The 15,714-nt window shown below is 69.2% G+C and carries 13 protein-coding genes; all 13 read right to left on the bottom strand.

The genetic code is table 11. The annotated features are described in order from the left end of the window. Nucleotides 1-69: 69 nt before the first annotated feature. Nucleotides 70-1,575: a ribosome biogenesis GTPase Der gene (gene der, locus U870_RS0100325; protein WP_025155425.1), complete on the bottom strand. Its 1,506-nt coding sequence runs from the start codon at nt 1,573-1,575 to the stop codon at nt 70-72. Continuing rightward, nucleotides 1,568-2,266: a (d)CMP kinase gene (gene cmk, locus U870_RS0100330; RefSeq protein ID WP_025155426.1), complete on the bottom strand. Its 699-nt coding sequence runs from the start codon at nt 2,264-2,266 to the stop codon at nt 1,568-1,570. The genes der and cmk overlap by 8 nt, the downstream gene beginning before the upstream one ends. Beyond that, nucleotides 2,263-3,351 (bottom strand): prephenate dehydrogenase, encoded by a 1,089-nt coding sequence (locus U870_RS0100335; RefSeq protein WP_025155427.1) that lies wholly within the window; start codon nt 3,349-3,351, stop codon nt 2,263-2,265. Before U870_RS0100335 ends, cmk begins: the two co-directional genes overlap by 4 nt. Nucleotides 3,352-3,462: 111 nt before the next feature. Further along, nucleotides 3,463-4,227 carry a pseudouridine synthase gene (locus U870_RS0100340; protein ID WP_025155428.1) on the bottom strand — a complete coding sequence of 255 codons (765 nt, stop codon included), beginning with the start codon at nt 4,225-4,227 and terminating at the stop codon, nt 3,463-3,465. Next, a complete protein-coding gene (gene scpB, locus U870_RS0100345) occupies nt 4,217-4,837 on the bottom strand; it encodes an SMC-Scp complex subunit ScpB (RefSeq protein WP_025155429.1) in 621 nt (206 codons plus the stop codon). Before scpB ends, U870_RS0100340 begins: the two co-directional genes overlap by 11 nt. Then, complete coding sequence (locus U870_RS0100350) at nt 4,827-5,669, bottom strand: segregation and condensation protein A (protein ID WP_025155430.1); 843 nt, start codon at nt 5,667-5,669, stop codon at nt 4,827-4,829. Before U870_RS0100350 ends, scpB begins: the two co-directional genes overlap by 11 nt. Next, nucleotides 5,653-6,552: a ParA family protein gene (locus U870_RS0100355; RefSeq protein WP_025155431.1), complete on the bottom strand. Its 900-nt coding sequence runs from the start codon at nt 6,550-6,552 to the stop codon at nt 5,653-5,655. Before U870_RS0100355 ends, U870_RS0100350 begins: the two co-directional genes overlap by 17 nt. A 129-nt stretch (nt 6,553-6,681) precedes the next feature. Continuing rightward, a complete protein-coding gene (locus U870_RS0100360) occupies nt 6,682-9,450 on the bottom strand; it encodes an AAA domain-containing protein (protein WP_025155432.1) in 2,769 nt (922 codons plus the stop codon). Nucleotides 9,451-9,768: 318 nt separating this feature from the next. Beyond that, entirely contained in the window at nt 9,769-10,674 is a 906-nt protein-coding gene (gene xerD / locus U870_RS0100365; RefSeq protein WP_025155433.1) for a site-specific tyrosine recombinase XerD, read from the bottom strand. Further along, entirely contained in the window at nt 10,671-11,303 is a 633-nt protein-coding gene (locus U870_RS0100370) for an NUDIX domain-containing protein (protein WP_025155434.1), read from the bottom strand. Before U870_RS0100370 ends, xerD begins: the two co-directional genes overlap by 4 nt. Further along, the gene (locus U870_RS0100375; RefSeq protein ID WP_081815120.1) at nt 11,303-13,030 is read right to left on the bottom strand and encodes a CTP synthase; all 1,728 of its coding nucleotides are present in this window, start codon (nt 13,028-13,030) and stop codon (nt 11,303-11,305) included. The genes U870_RS0100370 and U870_RS0100375 overlap by 1 nt, the downstream gene beginning before the upstream one ends. 44 nt (nt 13,031-13,074) lie before the next feature. Then, complete coding sequence (gene recN / locus U870_RS0100380) at nt 13,075-14,799, bottom strand: DNA repair protein RecN (protein WP_029947013.1); 1,725 nt, start codon at nt 14,797-14,799, stop codon at nt 13,075-13,077. Next, nucleotides 14,792-15,709: an NAD kinase gene (locus tag U870_RS0100385; protein WP_025155437.1), complete on the bottom strand. Its 918-nt coding sequence runs from the start codon at nt 15,707-15,709 to the stop codon at nt 14,792-14,794. The genes recN and U870_RS0100385 overlap by 8 nt, the downstream gene beginning before the upstream one ends. Nucleotides 15,710-15,714 lie beyond the last annotated feature (5 nt).

Raw genomic sequence — 15,714 nt, forward strand, 5'->3', positions numbered from 1 at the left:
ATTCCGGCGGAATGGCGACGACGACGTGAACCTCGGCGGGTGCCTCTCGGCGGTGGTTCGGGTGCGCGCCTAGCGCTGACGCTTCTCGCGCACGCGCATGTTGAGCACGATGGGCGTGCCCTCGAACCCGTAGACCTCGCGCAGCCGTCGGATGATGTAGCGCCGGTAGCCCGGGTCGAGGAACCCGGTGGTGAACACCACGAATGTCGGCGGGCGGCTGGTCGCCTGCGTTCCGAACAGGATGCGCGGCTGCTTGCCTCCGCGCACCGGGTGCGGGTGGGCCGCGGTGAGCTCGGCCAGGAAGGCGTTGAACTTGCCGGTCGGGATGCGGGTGTCCCACGACTCGAGCGCCAGCTCCAGGGCGGGGACCAGCTTCTCCAGGTGCCGGCCGGTGCGGGCGGAGATGTTGACGCGCGGCGCCCAGGAGACGTGGGCGAGATCCTGCTCGATCTCGCGCTCCAGGTAGCGGCGGCGCTCGTCGTCGAGCAGGTCCCACTTGTTGAAGGCCAGCACGAGGGCGCGCCCCGACTCGAGCACGAGGTCGATGATGCGCACGTCCTGCTCGCTGATGGGCTGGCTGACGTCGAGCACGACGACGGCGACCTCCGCCTTCTCCACGGCGGTGGAGGTGCGCAGCGAGGCGTAGAAGTCGGCGCCCTGCTGCAGGTGCACACGACGGCGGATACCGGCGGTGTCGACGAAGCGCCACACCTTGCCGCCCAGCTCGACCTGCTCGTCGACCGGGTCGCGGGTCGTGCCCGCGAGCTCGTTGACGACCACGCGCTCCTCGCCCGCCGCCTTGTTCAGCAGGGACGACTTGCCCACGTTCGGACGACCGACGATCGCGACGCGACGCGGCCCGCCGACCTCCTGCTTGGCGACGGCCGAGACCTCGGGCAGCGCCTTCAGAACGTCGTCGAGCAGGTCGGCGACGCCGCGTCCGTGCAGCGCGGAGACCGGGCGGGGCTCGCCGAGGCCCAGCGACCACAGCTCGGTCGCGTAGGGCTCCTGGCGTGCATCGTCCACCTTGTTGGCGGCGAGGAAGACGGGCTTGTCGGTCTTGCGCAGCATCCGCACGACGTGCTCGTCGGTCGCCGTCGCTCCGACCACGGCGTCCACGACGAACAGCACGGCGTCGGCGAGATCGATCGCGACCTCCGCCTGCGCGGCCACCGAGGCGTCGATCCCACGGGCGTCGGGCTCCCAGCCGCCGGTGTCGACGAGGGTGAAGCGGCGGCCGTTCCACTCCGCCTGGTACGACACCCGGTCGCGGGTGACGCCGGGGGTGTCCTCCACGACCGCCTCACGACGGCCGAGGATGCGGTTGACGAGCGCGGACTTGCCCACGTTCGGGCGGCCCACGATCGCGAGCACCGGCAGGGCCGGGAGATAGGTGATCGCGTCCGGGTCCTCGGTGATGGTCTCGAGGATGTCGAGGTCGCTCTCGTCGAGCTCGTAGTCGTCGAGTCCGCTGCGCAGCGCGGCGGCCCGCTTGACGGCGAGGCCGTCGTCGAGCTCGGCCAGGCGCTCGACGAGGTCGTCGTCGCCGTTGGGCTCGTTTTCGATGTCAGACATGGGTCTCTTTCTGTACGACCTGGATGACCGCATCCACGGTCTGGTCGAAGTCGAGGTCGGTGGAGTCGACGGTGGTCACACCGTCCGCGGCGTTCATGAAGTCGACGACCCGGGAGTCGGCCGCGTCCCTTCGGAGCAGCGCTTCGCCGACGTGAGCGGCGGAATGGCCGGTCAGCTCAGCAGAACGTCTGGCAATTCTAACGGATTCGTCGGCGGTGAGCAGGATGCGCACGGGGGCGTCCGGGCAGACCACCGTCGTGATGTCCCTGCCCTCGACGACGATGCCCGGCTTGGCGGTGCGGCGCACGATGTCGCGGAACAGCGCGGTGAGGAACGCGCGCACCTCGGGCACCCGGGCGATCGCGCTCACGACCGCGGTCACGTCCGGCTCGCGGATCGCGTCGGTCACGTCGTGGTCGCCGACGAAGACGCCCGTCTCCGCCGGATCCGTGCCGCTCGGGTCGGTGCCGATCCGGTAGTCGAAGTCCGGGAGGGTGTCGATCACGGCCTCCGCGTCGGTGGGGTCGACCTCCCGCTGCACCACGTACCAGCTGAGCGCGCGGTACGCGGCCCCGGTGTCGAGGTAGGCCCAGCCGAGCCGGCGTGCGGTCGCCTTCGAGATGGACGACTTCCCGCTGCCGGCGGGGCCGTCGACGGCCACCACGATCGGGGTCTGTGCGTGCTCTGTCATCCGGCGATCCTCCAGCCGCGGTCGGTCAGGTCGTTCACGGTGCGCGTCAGCACCTCGGGCAGCACGGCGATCTCGGCGAGGCCGAACGCGGCGCCCGGCGAGTGCTCCAGCCGCAGATCCTCCAGGTTGACGTCGAGGTCGCCCAGCTCGTTCAGCAGGCGTGCGAGCTCGCCGGGGCGGTCCTCCACCATCACCACGACGGAGCTGTAGCGCTTGTCCTGCCCGTGCTTGCCGGGCAGCCGCGAGACGCCGAGGTTGCCGCCGGCGATCTCCTCCGCGAGGGCGCGCCGCGAGCCCGACGCGTCGACGTCGCCGAGAGCGGCGAGCACCCGGTCGAGGTCGTCGCGGTACGCGTGCAGGATCTCGACGATCGCCGGAGCGTTCGCGCCGAGGATCTGCACCCACAGTTCGGGCTCGCTGGCGGCGATCCGCGTGACGTCGCGCACCCCCTGGCCGGCCAGCCCGAGGGCGGCGTCCGTGGAGTTCGCGAGCCGCTTCGCCATCAGGCTGGACACGATCTGCGGGGCGTGGGAGACGAGCGCGACGGCCGCGTCGTGGTCGGCGGCGGCCATCTCCACGGGAGTCGCGCCGAGGTCGAGGATGAGCGCCTCCACCAGGTTCACCGCGTCGCGCGGGTTCTCCGGCCGCGCGGCCACCACCCAGGGGCGACCGATGAAGAGGTCGGCGCGAGCCGCACTGGGCCCTCCGCGCTCGCGACCGGCGAGGGGATGCGAGCCGACGTACCGCGACAGGTCGGAGCCCGACTCCTCCAGCTCGGCCAGCGGCGCCACCTTCACGCTGGCGACGTCGGTGACGACGGCCGCGGGATGCGCGGCGAGCTCGTCCGCGACGACCCGCGCCACGAGGTCCGGGGGCACCGCCACGACGATCAGCGCGGGCTGAACTCCCCCGTCGTCCGCACGCCCGGCCCCATAGTCCGCGGCCAGCCGCAGGTGGGCGGGCGAGGCGTCGGCGAGCAGCACGTCGACGCCGCGGGCACGCAGCCCGAGACCGACGGAGGCGCCGAGCAGCCCCGCACCGACGACGCGGACGGGACCGGCGAGGCGGGAGGCGGGTTCGTTCACGAATCCACCTTAGTCAGCCACGGCACCGCGCACGCGCCCGCACATTCGGCACGAATGTGGAGTGTGGGCGCGCCACAGGCGGCATTCGGCACGAATGTCGGGGAACTACAGCTAGCCCTCGCGGGAGATGGTGAGCAGCTTGCCGAGCTCCTCCTTGGTGAGGTCGCGCATCGCGCCCACCTTCAGCGTCCCGAGGTGCAGGGGCCCGAACTGGCGGCGCACGAGCTCGACGACGGGATGGCCGACCTCGGCCATCATCCGGCGCACGATGCGGTTGCGCCCGGAGTGCAGGGTCAGCTCCACGAGGCTGTCGTTGCCGCCGCCGCTGGACTGGAGCAGCCGGGCGCGGTCGGCGGAGATCGGGCCGTCCTCGAGCTCGACGCCCCGGGTCAGCCGGCCGATCGTCTGCGGCGTGACCTGGCCGCGCACGCGGGCGATGTACGTCTTGGTGACGCCGAAGCTGGGATGCGCGAGCACGTGCGCCAGCTCGCCGTCGTTGGTCAGGATGAGCAGTCCCGACGTCTCCGCGTCCAGGCGTCCGACGTTGAACAGCCGTTCCTCGAACTCGGCCGTGAACCGGGAGAGGTCGGGCCGGCCCTGCTCGTCGCGCATCGAGCTGACGACGCCGACCGGCTTGTTGAGCATGATGTAGCGGCGGCTGGTGTCGAGCTGCACCGCGGTGCCGTCGACGGCGACGCGGTCGTTCTCCGGGTCGATGCGTCGCCCCAGCTCGGTGACGACCTGGCCGTTGACGGTCACCCGGCCCTCCACGATCAGCTGCTCGGAGACGCGGCGGGAGGCGACTCCCGCGGCGGCCATGACCTTCTGCAGGCGTTCGCCCTGCGGTGCGTCCACGCGCTCGTCCTCATCGGACATCGGCATCGAATCCTTCCGCTCCGTCCGCCAGCAGCGGGGAGATCTTGGGCAGCTCGTCCACGGAGTTGATGCCGAGTTGGGTCAGGAGCAGGTCGGTGGTCCCGTAGTTGATGGCACCGGTCTCGCTGTCGGTGAAGAGCTCGGTGATGAGCCCGCGGCCGAGGAGCGTGCGCACGACGGAGTCCACGTTGACGGCACGGATGGACGCGATGGCGCCCCGGCTGATCGGCTGCTTGTACGCGATGACGGCGAGGGTCTCCAGCGCCGCCTGCGAGAGCTTGGTGGGGTTCTGCTGGAGCACGTAGCCCGAGACGACCTGGTCGTATTCGGCGCGCACATAGACCCGCCATCCGCCGCCGACCTCGCGCAGCTCGAAGCCGCGGCGCACGCTGCCGCCGGGCGCCACACCGTCGAAGTCCTCCACCAGCACGTCGATCGCCTGTCGCACGCGCTTCACCGGCGCCCCCACCGCGGTCGCGAGGGTGACCACGCTCATCGGCTCGTCGGCGACCATGAGGATCGCCTCGAGCGCGCGCTCGATCTCGGTGTCGTCGACCGGCGCCGGCACCTCCGTCGTGTCCGTGGCCTCGGTCACATCCTCAACCGTCATAATCCGCTCCCAGGTTGGTCAGGTTCTCCTCGGACCAGTGCTCCGCGGTCCAGCGCAGGGTCAGCTCCCCCAGCGGTTCCAGCTGCTCGAAGGCGATGGCCGCATGCCGGTACAGCTCCAGCACGGCCAGGAAGCGCGCGATGACGACGCCCTTCTGGTCGGCACCGGCGACGAGCTGCCGGAACGACAGCTGCTCTCCCCCGCGCAGCAGGCCGACGACGATCGCCGCCTGCTCGCGGATGCTCACCAGCGGTGCGTGCAGGTGGTCCAGGCCGACGACGGGGATCTCGCGCGGGGTCATCGCCAGGGTGGCGAGCGCCGCGAAGTCGTCGAGGCCGAGGGTCCAGACCAGCTCCGGGTCACGCTGCCGGAACTTGTCCTCCAGCCGCACCGTCCGGGTGTGCCGGGCGCTCTCGGTCTCCATCGTCCGGCCGAACCACGCCGACGCCTCCTTGAACGCACGGTACTGCAGCAGCCGCGCGAACAGCAGGTCGCGCGCCTCCAGCAGGGCGACGTCCTCCGCGTCGACGAGCTCTCCCTGCGGCAGCAGCCCGGCGACCTTGAGGTCGAGGAGGGTCGCCGCGACGAGCAGGAACTCGCTCGCCTCGTCGAGGCTGTCCTCGGTGTCGAGCGCGCGCAGGTAGGCGATGAACTCGTCCGTCACCCGGCTCAGCGAGATCTCGGTGATGTCGAGTTCGTGTTTCGTGATCAGCGACAGCAGGAGGTCGAAGGGCCCCTCGAACGTGCCGACCGCGACGCGGAAACCGGGCTCCGGCGCCTCCCCGACGACCGCGGCGTCACCCTGCGGCGCGTCGTCAGGCGACGGCGCCACGGAAGATCAGTTCCCGCGCGAGCTGGCGGTACGCCTCGGCGGCGGCGTGCTCGGGCGCGAACTGCGTGATCGGGGTGCCGGCGACCGACGCGTCCGGGAACTTCACCGTGCGTGAGATGACGGTCTCCAGCACCCGGTCGCCGAAGGCGTCGACGACGCGCTCCAGCACCTCGCGCGAGTGCAGGGTGCGCGAGTCGTACATGGTCGCGAGGATCCCGTCGAGCTCGATCGCCGGGTTGAGCCGCTCACGCACCTTGTCGATCGTCTCGATCAGCAGGGCGACCCCGCGCAGCGCGAAGTACTCGCACTCGAGCGGGATCAGCACGCCGTGGCTCGCGGTCAGGGCATTGACCGTCAGGATGCCGAGCGACGGCTGGCAGTCGATGAGGATGACGTCGTAGTCGGCGCTGACCTTGCGCAGCACCGAGGCGAGGATCTGCTCGCGGGCCACCTCGTTGACGAGATGCACCTCGGCGGCGGACAGGTCGATGTTGGCCGGGATGATGTCGAGCCCGGGCACGCTCGTGGTCTGGATGGCACCCCGCACGTCGGCGTTGCGGTTCAGCAGCAGGTCGTAGATGGTCGTGACGTCGTGCGTCTGCGCCCCGAGACCGGCCGAGAGTGCGCCCTGCGGGTCGAAGTCGACGGCCAGCACGCGCCGGCCGTAGTCGGCGAGCGTGGCGCCGAGGTTGATGGAGGTCGTCGTCTTGCCGACCCCGCCCTTCTGGTTGCACAGGGCCACGATGCGCGCCGGGCCGTGCTGGCTCAGCGGGGACGGCTGGGGGAACGCGCGCAGGGGTCGCCCGGTCGGTCCGAGCTTGGTGGTGAGGGAAGCTTCGTCCATACCGGGAAGCTCGGTCCTGACCTCGTCGTTGCGCGTCACCGGGGTGTTCCTCGTCCCTCTCCTAGGCGGTCTGTTCAAGGGGACAGTCTATCCGCGGCGAACCCGGCCCGGCGGCCGGGAGGACGGCGGTTCGCGGGGCCGGGGATCAGCGCGCGCGGAAGTCGAAGCTCACGTGACCACTATGGCGTCGAGAGCAGATCGAATCCGCTGATCCTCGCCGCTGCCGGTGGTGGCGAGCCGAAGCAGAGGCATTCGAAAGGACGCGAAGATCGAGTCTTTGAGCATGTCTCTGGCGCGCTGCGGAGGATTGTTCTCGTGATACGCGAACCCATCGACTTCGATCGCCAAGACCGGTTCGTTCGTGATGCGGTTGTAGACGACAAAGTCGACGGACGCGCGATGGCGAATGTAGGCGCGCTCCTCATCTCGAAGCTTCGCCACCTCGAAGAAAAGGTTGCGCAGCAGCACCTGAGGAGCGACCGTCAGGGCATCGTAGGCGGGTTCAGCCATCATCTCCTTCAGCATCGTCCAGACGATGTCCTCCGACCGGTACTTCATCTCTCCACGCAATCTTCTCGACAGGGGCTCGAGACGCTCAGAGAAGCTGCGGTACAGCAGATCGAAGACGGAAGTGACCTCGGATCGAATGACCGGGACGTCGGGGTTGTGGTATGACATGTAGCCGATGAGATCTCTCAGGTGGCGACTCGTCGGGAGCAGGTCGCTGTTGGTGACAAGGATGAATCGCTTCGCTGCCCGGGAAACGGCGACGTTGACAAGCTTTGGGTCGTCGACGAACGATATGCCCCTCCTTCCGATCCATGTCTCGTCTAGCACCGTCGTCATGACGATCGCGTCCTTCTCTCGGCCTTGGTACCCGTGAACGGTGTCAGCCTGGATCTCCGCAACGAGGAGCGCTGACGCCTTATCAGCCTGCCGTCGATACGGAGTGGCGACGCCCACGTTGCCTGCTCCGAACTCAGCCTCGAGTGCGGGGATGATTTCGTCGTTGATGACTTCGAGCTCTCGCTGGTTCGACCGCGCCCCGTCACGATGCTGTCTCATGTGATTGCCCTCGGCGGTCGAAACGACCTGGAGTGGGCGGTCGCCGTCCAGATGCGATGTGAAAGGGATCAGCTCGTCGTTATAGAACTTCTTGTTGCTGAATCCGATGATGGCCGGGTGGCATCGGTAGTGCTCTCGCAACAATGTCCGAGGGAGGTCACGCCCATAGAGCGAGATCATCGAGGACAGCACGCTGTGCTCGTAGTAGTCGTACGGCCCGTCCAGCGGCGAAATATGGTGCTTGAGCTCGTCACTCACTCGGTGGGGCAGCTGGTTGAGGTCTCCGACGACCACGAGATTTCTCGCAGATGCCATGGCGGGCGCGGCCGCCAGAAGGTCGACCTGCGAGGCCTCGTCGATAATCAGGTAATCGAGCATCGCTTCATCCCCAATGCTCGCTCGCAAAGAATGACACGTGCTGAGAATCACCGGGTGCCGCTGTAAGAACGGTTCCATCTTCCGCGTGTACGACTTTGATTCGAATGGTTTCAGCGAGTCATGGTCATAGCGTTCGACCAGGGCAGCGTTGAGAACAGCGGTTGACAGGCGTCTGTGTTCTCGCTGGAGGTCGCTGAAAGTCTCGCGCTCCAGTCGTAGCTGAAGTGCGGTCGCCTTCGCGTCAAGCTCGCTGATCGTGCCGACGTAGTAGGCGCGCTGAAGCTCAAGAACGGTGGCCGTGTCACTCGAGTCGAGCGATCGCGTCGAGCCGTAGCGAAAGTACCCTGAGATCCGTGACATGAGAGCACGAAGCGCTGACTGGTCGGTCTCGAGTAACGCAGCGCTCTCCGCAAGATAGTCGAGGATACGTTCCGGCGACTTCTTGAGCAGAGGCAGCGCGGACAGATCCGGCAGATCCTCGCCTGCGACTGATCGCGAGAAATGGTCGAACTCTAGTCGATGCGCTGAGAGCGATCGTTGGACATCCGCGAGCTCGCGTTCGGTCGACTGGAGACCGCTGATCCTCGTGTCGAGCGCAGTCAGTTCAGCTGGATCGATCGCTCCGCCGCGGGGTCGTTCTCTGAAGTCCCGGATGGTCCGGGACACGTCGGCTTGCTGTTCGAAGAATGCAGCGCGCTTCTCGGCACGTCCGAGTTCTGCACAGACGAAGCCAATTCCGAGCTTGGCGAGCTTCTCTCCGACGTTATCCACCGCCGAGTTGTTGAACGATGCTATTCCGACCGTCTTGCCCGCAAGGATGATGTTGGCGACGATGTTCAGAATCGTCTGCGTCTTCCCGGTTCCGGGCGGCCCCTCAATGACCGAGATCCGGTTCTCAAGCACCCGGGCGACCGCATCGCGCTGACTGAGGTTGGACCCGAACGGAAGCACCAATCCCGTCCCGGGCCGGTCGCGGCGAGCGAGCGTCCCGCTCAAGTAGAGGGAAAGCACGCTGTCCGGATGAACGAAATCTAGCGACCCGAACGGACGTCGGATGGGATCGTCCTCCTTCGTCTTCTCTACGATCGATCGCCACGCGTCGAGGACGCGCCTGGGCCGCTCCTGAGCAACGGCCGAGTAGACGAATTGGACCTCAGAGGCATGCGCCACGGTGAACTTACCGGCGTCGCCCGTGCCGTAGAACAGATGAAACCACGGGCCACCGGTTCCTTCAAAAGCAATGATTTCCGGACGAGAAGACCAGAGACGCCCGCCGACCGTGATCCGAGCGTCCGGGTCCACGGTCACGTTTGCCGGATTTCGCAGAATCCGCACTCGATCGGCGCTGTATCCGTACGTCTTGCCCGATCTGCCGAACACAACCTCGTAGCCGGTACCCGCCTGCGTGTACGAGCGGATCTCCGACGACTTGTCCGTCCACAGTGTCCGGTCAGCTGAGCCGATGATGATCGCCTCTTCGCGGCCTCGAATCATTCAAATCCCCCGATATTCCTATGCTTCGTTGATCATTCTAGAGTCTGGTAGCGGCTACCCGGCGAAGCCTCCCCTCAGAGCAGGAGCGGTTGGGCGGACGATGGAGACGCTCACCGCCCGACGACGAAGGGAGGCGCGGGAGAGTTTCGTGGAGTGCACTCCTGGCGGGGCAGCCGGCCGGATGACAAGGTCGACGCGCGCTCAGGCAGACCGCTGACTTCGCGTAGGAGGCGACAACCCACCGAGAGGTCTACGCCACGGTCGTGGAGACCTCCAAGACCTGAGGCCTCATTCCGAAAAGACCGCCCGCGACGCGGATCAGCGCGCCCGCGGGTGCGCCGACGTGTAGACGTCGCGCAGGGTGTCGGCAGTGACCAGCGTGTAGATCTGGGTCGTCGCGACGGACGAATGGCCGAGCAGCTCCTGCACGACCCGCACGTCCGCACCGCCCGCCAGCAGGTGCGTGGCGAAGGAGTGCCGCAGAGTGTGCGGGGAGATCTCGACCGGCAGCTGGGCGCGCTCGGCGGCCGCGCGGATGATCAGCCAGGCGTTCTGGCGCGAGAGGCGGGCCCCGCGCATCCCGAGGAAGAGGGCGGGCGTCGCCCTTCCCTTGGTCGACAGCAGCGGCCGGGCGCGCACGAGGTAGGCGTCGACCGCGGTCCGGGCGTAGCTGCCGAGCGGGACGATGCGCTGCTTGCTGCCCTTGCCGGTGAGCCGGACGATGTCGGCGTCGATGACGTCGTCCACGTTCAGCCCGACGGCCTCGCTCACGCGGGCGCCGGTGGCGTACATCAGCTCCAGCAGGGCCTTGTCGCGCAGATCGGCGATCTCCTCGCCGTCGGTCGCCGCCAGGAGCGCGGCCACCTGGTCGATGGTGATCGCCTTGGGGAGCCGACTCGGCAGCTTCGGCGGGCGCACCTCGTGGGCGACGTCCTCCTCGACCCGCCCCTCCTCCAGCAGGAACCGGTGGAAGCCGCGGACCGTGGAGAGCACGCGGGCGAGGGAGGACGCCGTGAGCGGGGACTCCGCCCTCGTGCCGAGGTGCGCGACGAACTCGGAGACCATCGGCGAGGTGACCTCCCGCAGGTCGGTCACCTCGCGCTCCTCGAGCCACGCGGTGTAACCGGCCAGGTCGCGCCGGTAAGCGGCGACGGTGTTCGCGGCCAGGCCGCGCTCGATCGTCACATGCCTCAGGAAGGCGTCGACCTCGGCCGCACCGGTCATTCCCCGCCGAGCTTCGGGTGGGTCGGCCACGGCGCGTCCGCGGCGCCGAGCGTGGCCCATCCCTTCTCGCGGGCCGCACGCGCCGTGAGCAGCGCGATGATCAGCGGTGCGTTGTGCACCGTCCGGGCGAGCACCGCGTCGACCGCCTCGTCGAGGGGCAGCCACACCGTCTCGATGTCGGCTTCCTCCTCCTCACGCTCGAAGACCTGCTCGGCCGGGCGCACACCGCGCGCCAGGTAGATGCGGATGGCCTCGTCGTTGCCGCCGGGGCTGGTGAAGATGTCGGCCAGCACGTTCCACTGATCGGCGACGAGGTCCGTCTCCTCCGCGAGCTCGCGCTGCACCGCGACGAGGGGGTCTTCGCCGTTGATGTCGAGGAGCCCGGCCGGGATCTCCCAGTCGCGGTGCCGCACGGGGTGCCGGTACTGCTTGATCAGCAGCACGCGGTCCTGCTCGTCCAGCGGGAGCACCGCGACGGCGCCCGTGTGCTCGACGTACTCGCGGGTGATGTCCTCGCCGTTGTAGCGGAACACGTCGCGGCGCACGTCCCAGATCTTGCCGTCGAAGGCCGTCTCGGTCGAGACGATCTCCGGGCGGAACGGCTCGTCCGCCAGCAGTCGGTCGCCCATCAGGCGTCCGCGGCGACTTCGAAGAGCAGGCTGGCCTTCTGCCGCTCGAGCGCGGCGCCGACCAGTCCGGCGAAGAGCGGGTGCGCGTTGTTCGGTCGCGACCGCAGCTCCGGGTGGGCCTGCGTGCCGATGTAGAACGGGTGCACGTCGCGCGGCAGCTCCACGTACTCGACCAGGTGGCCGTCGGGCGAGGTGCCCGAGAACCACAGGCCGGCGTCGGCGATCTGCTCACGGTAGTTGTTGTTCACCTCGTAGCGGTGCCGGTGGCGCTCGCTGGCCTCGTTCGCGCCGTACAGCTCGGCGGCGAGCGAGCCCTCGGCGAGGGCGGCCGGGTAGAGGCCCAGGCGCATGGTGCCGCCCAGGTCGCCGCCGGCGATGATCTCCACCTGCTCCGCCATCGTGGCGATGACGGGGAACTCGGTCTCGGGGTCGAACTCCGACGACGACGCACCGGCCAGGCCGGCCTCGTGGCGGGCGTACTCGATGACCATGCACTGCAGGCCCAGGCACAGGCCGAGCGCGGGGATGCCGTTCTCGCGGGCGAAGCGCAGCGCCCCGACCTTGCCCTCGATGCCGCGAACGCCGAAGCCGCCGGGCACGCAGATCCCGTCCACATCGCTGAGCTGCGCGGCCGCCCCCTCGGGCGTCTGGCACTCGTCGGACGGGATCCACTTGAGCTTCACCTTGGTCTGGTGCGCGAAGCCGCCGGCCCGCAGCGCCTCGGTGACCGAGAGGTACGCGTCCGGGAGGTCGATGTACTTGCCGACGAGCCCGATGACGACCTCGTGCTTGGGGTCGTGCACCGCCTCGAGCAGGCGCGCCCAGCCGTTCCAGTCGACGTCGTTCGCCTTGTCGAGGCCGAGCTGGTCGATGATGTAGGCGTCGAGGCCCTGGTCGTGCAGCATGGTCGGGATGTCGTAGATGCTCGGCACGTCGATGGCGTTGACCACGGCGGCCTCGTCGACGTCGCACATCAGCGCGATCTTGCGCTTGTTGCTCTCGGAGACCGGGCGGTCGCTGCGGAGGACGAGCGCGTCGGGCTGGATGCCGATCGAGCGGAGTGCGGCGACGGAGTGCTGGGTCGGCTTGGTCTTCTGCTCGCCGGAGGCGTTCATGAACGGGACGAGCGAGACGTGCACGAAGAAGCAGTTCTTGCGGCCGAGCTCGTGGCGCACCTGGCGGGCGGACTCGATGAACGGCTGGGACTCGATGTCGCCGACCGTGCCGCCGATCTCGGTGATGATGACGTCCGGTGCCGCTTCACCGTCCGGTCCGGGCTGCGCCTGCAGCCGCATCCGGCGCTTGATCTCGTCGGTGATGTGCGGGATGACCTGGACGGTGTCGCCGAGGTACTCGCCGCGGCGCTCCTTGGCGATCACGTTCGAGTAGATCTGGCCGGTGGTCACGTTGGCCGACTGGCCGAGGTTGATGTCCAGGAACCGCTCGTAGTGCCCGATGTCGAGGTCCGTCTCGGCGCCGTCGTCGGTCACGAAGACCTCGCCGTGCTGGAACGGGTTCATCGTGCCCGGATCCACGTTCAGATAGGGGTCGAGCTTCTGCATCACGACGCGCAGTCCGCGCGCCGTCAGAAGGTTGCCCAGGGAGGCCGCCGTGAGGCCCTTGCCCAACGAAGAAACGACACCACCGGTCACAAAAATGTGCTTGGTAATGCCGTTCGAGATGCCCGCTTCAGATTTATCCACCACGGGCTTGCAGCTTATCACCATCGGCTCGGTGTGGTTCGCGCATCGCCCGGCCAGACCACTCCGGATCAGCGCGCGGCGGCCGCCATGTCGACGAGTTCCCTGGCGTGCGCGAGACCGCTCTCGGAATCCGGCAAGCCCGACAGCAGGCGCGCCATCTCGGCGATCCGCTCGTCGCCGTCGAGGCGGCGCACGCTGGAGGCTGTGACCGACCCGTCGTTGCCCTTCACGACCGTGAGGTGGTTGGTCGCGAACGCGGCCACTTGGGCGAGGTGGGTCACGACGATGACCTGCGCGCTCTCGGCGAGGCGGGCGAGCCGCCGGCCGATCTCGATCGCCGAGGCGCCGCCGACGCCCGCGTCGATCTCGTCGAAGATGAAGGTCGGGACGGGGTCCGCTCCGGCGATCACCACCTCGATCGCGAGCATGACGCGGGAGAGTTCGCCGCCCGAGGCTCCCTTGCCGAGCGGCCGGGGCTCCGCGCCCGGGTGCGGCTGCAGCAGGATGGAGACCTGGTCGCGGCCGGTGGCCGAGTACTCCTCGCGGTCGACGACGTCGACCACGACGCGCGCGTCGGGCATGGCGAGGGCCGACAGCTCGTCCGAGACGGCGGCGGCGAGGCGTTCCGCCGCCTCGCGGCGGCGGGCACCGAGCCCGCCGGCCAGCTCGGCCACGAGCGTCTCGTCGGCCTCGACCTCGCGGGCGAGCTCGTCGATGCGGTCGGCGTCGCCGTCGAGCTCCAGCAATCGGAGGCTGCCGGTCTCGAGCGTGCGGATGACGTCGTCGAGTCCTGGGCCGTATTTGCGCACGAGGGTCGCGAGCTCGGACCGCCGCTCCTGCACCAGGCCCAGCTCGTGCGCCCCGTCGGTGTCGAGCCCGTCGAGGTAGGTGGAGAGCTGGGCGGCGATGTCCGAGACGAGATAGTTGGCATTGGCGACGGCCTCGGCGAGCGGGCCGAGCGCGGTGTCGTGCGGCGCCATCCGCTCCAGTTGCCGGCGGGCGTTGTCGAGCAGGCCAACGGCGTCCGCACCCTCGGACTCCTCGGCCGACAGCAGCTCGCGCGCTCCCGCCGCCGCGAGTCGCAGTTCCTCGAGGTTCGTGAGTCGTTCGGCGCGCTCCGCCAGTTCGTCGTCCTCGCCCGGCTGCGGTGCGAGCGTCTCGATCTCGGACATCGCGAGCCGGAGGTCCTCGGCCTCCCTGGCCCGGCGGTCGCGGTCGGAGACGAGCTCGTCCAGCTCGGCCCGGTTGTCCCGCCAGCGGTGGAAGACCTGCGCGTACGCGTCGACGGCGACGGCGAAGTCGGGTCCGGCGAACCGGTCGAGCGCCTCGCGCTGCGCCACGGCCGACCGCAGCCGGATCTGGTCGGACTGCCCGTGCACCACGACCAGCTGCTCGCCGAGCTCGGTCAGCACGCTCACCGGGGCGCTGCGCCCGCCGACCACGGCGCGGGAGCGGCCCTCGGCCGACACGGACCGGCTCAGCACCAGCTCCGCGAGGCCTCCGCCCAGGGCGTCCACGTCGCCACCGGCATCATGCACGCGTTCGACGACGTCGCCCGTCCCGGCGACGCGCCACCGACCCTCGACCCAGGCCTGGCTGCTGCCGAGGCGCACGGCGCCGGTATCGGCGCGAGAGCCGAGCAGCAGCCCGAGGGCGGAGACGACCATCGTCTTGCCCGCGCCCGTCTCGCCGGTGATCGCCGTGAAGCCCGTGCCCAGGGGCAGCGAGGCGTCGGCGATGACACCCAGATCCTTGATCGAGATCTCCTCGATCGCTCCACGCGTGTCAGTCACGGCCGGCCGGCCCCCTCCATCCCGTGACGGGAAGATCGAACTTGTGCACCAGCCGGTCGGTGAACGGCCCCGGGTGCAATCGCGCCAGGCGCACCGGGATGGGCGAGCGCCGCACCACGACGCGTGCCCGGCTCGGCAGGTCGAAGGCGCGACGGCCGTCGCACCACAGGATGCCCGCGCCGCCGGTGCGGTCGAGCAGTTCGACCGCGAGCGAGGACTCGGCGTCCACCACCAGCGGCCGGGAGAACAGGGCGTGGGCGCTGAGCGGCACCAGCAGGAGCGCGGCGACACCGGGCCAGACGACCGGGCCGCCGGCCGAGAAGGAGTACGCGGTCGAGCCGGTCGGGGTCGACATCACGACGCCGTCGCAGCCGAAGCTCGACATCGGGCGGCCGTCGACCTCGATCACGACCTCCAGCATCCGCTCCCGGCTGGCCTTCTCGACCGTCGCTTCGTTGAGCGCCCAGCTCTCGTAGACGACCTCGTCGCCCACCTTCACGCGGGCCGAGAGGGTCATGCGCTCCTCGACCTCGTAGTCTTTGGCGAGGCCGCGGGCGACGGCGGTCTCGAGGTCGTCGCGCTCGCTCTCGGCGAGGAAGCCGACATGACCCAGGTTCACCCCCAGCAGCGGGGCGGCGCAGCCGTGCACCAGCTCCGCCGCGCGCAGGATGGTGCCGTCGCCGCCGAGCACGATGACCAGCTCGAGGTCGTGCGGCGCCACCTCGTCGCCGAGCAGGGCGATCCGGTCGAGACCGGGTTCCGCCGCCAGCAGATCGCGACGCTCGTCCGCGCTGAGCACCGGCACGACGCCCGCGTCCAGCAGCTGCCTGCAGACGCGCACGCCGGCATCGAGGGAGTCCTGACGACCGGTGTGCGCGACGACGAGGATGTACCGCGTCGCTGCTCCCATACCCG

Origin of the sequence: Leifsonia aquatica H1aii, from assembly GCF_000633535.1 — a bacterium.
In the GTDB taxonomy this organism is placed as follows: domain Bacteria; phylum Actinomycetota; class Actinomycetes; order Actinomycetales; family Microbacteriaceae; genus Leifsonia; species Leifsonia aquatica_A.

Bases quoted from the DNA above. Each gene is read 5' to 3' on its own strand.
- U870_RS0100340 (WP_025155428.1), bottom strand. From the start codon at position 4,227: ATGTCCGATGAGGACGAGCGCGTGGACGCACCGCAGGGCGAACGCCTG.
- xerD (WP_025155433.1), bottom strand. From the start codon at position 10,674: ATGACCGGTGCGGCCGAGGTCGACGCCTTCCTGAGGCATGTGACGATC.
- U870_RS0100360 (WP_025155432.1), bottom strand. From the start codon at position 9,450: ATGATTCGAGGCCGCGAAGAGGCGATCATCATCGGCTCAGCTGACCGG.
- U870_RS0100370 (WP_025155434.1), bottom strand. From the start codon at position 11,303: ATGGGCGACCGACTGCTGGCGGACGAGCCGTTCCGCCCGGAGATCGTC.
- scpB (WP_025155429.1), bottom strand. From the start codon at position 4,837: ATGACGGTTGAGGATGTGACCGAGGCCACGGACACGACGGAGGTGCCG.
- der (WP_025155425.1), bottom strand. From the start codon at position 1,575: ATGTCTGACATCGAAAACGAGCCCAACGGCGACGACGACCTCGTCGAG.
- U870_RS0100385 (WP_025155437.1), bottom strand. From the start codon at position 15,709: ATGGGAGCAGCGACGCGGTACATCCTCGTCGTCGCGCACACCGGTCGT.
- U870_RS0100375 (WP_081815120.1), bottom strand. From the start codon at position 13,030: ATGGTGATAAGCTGCAAGCCCGTGGTGGATAAATCTGAAGCGGGCATC.
- cmk (WP_025155426.1), bottom strand. From the start codon at position 2,266: ATGACAGAGCACGCACAGACCCCGATCGTGGTGGCCGTCGACGGCCCC.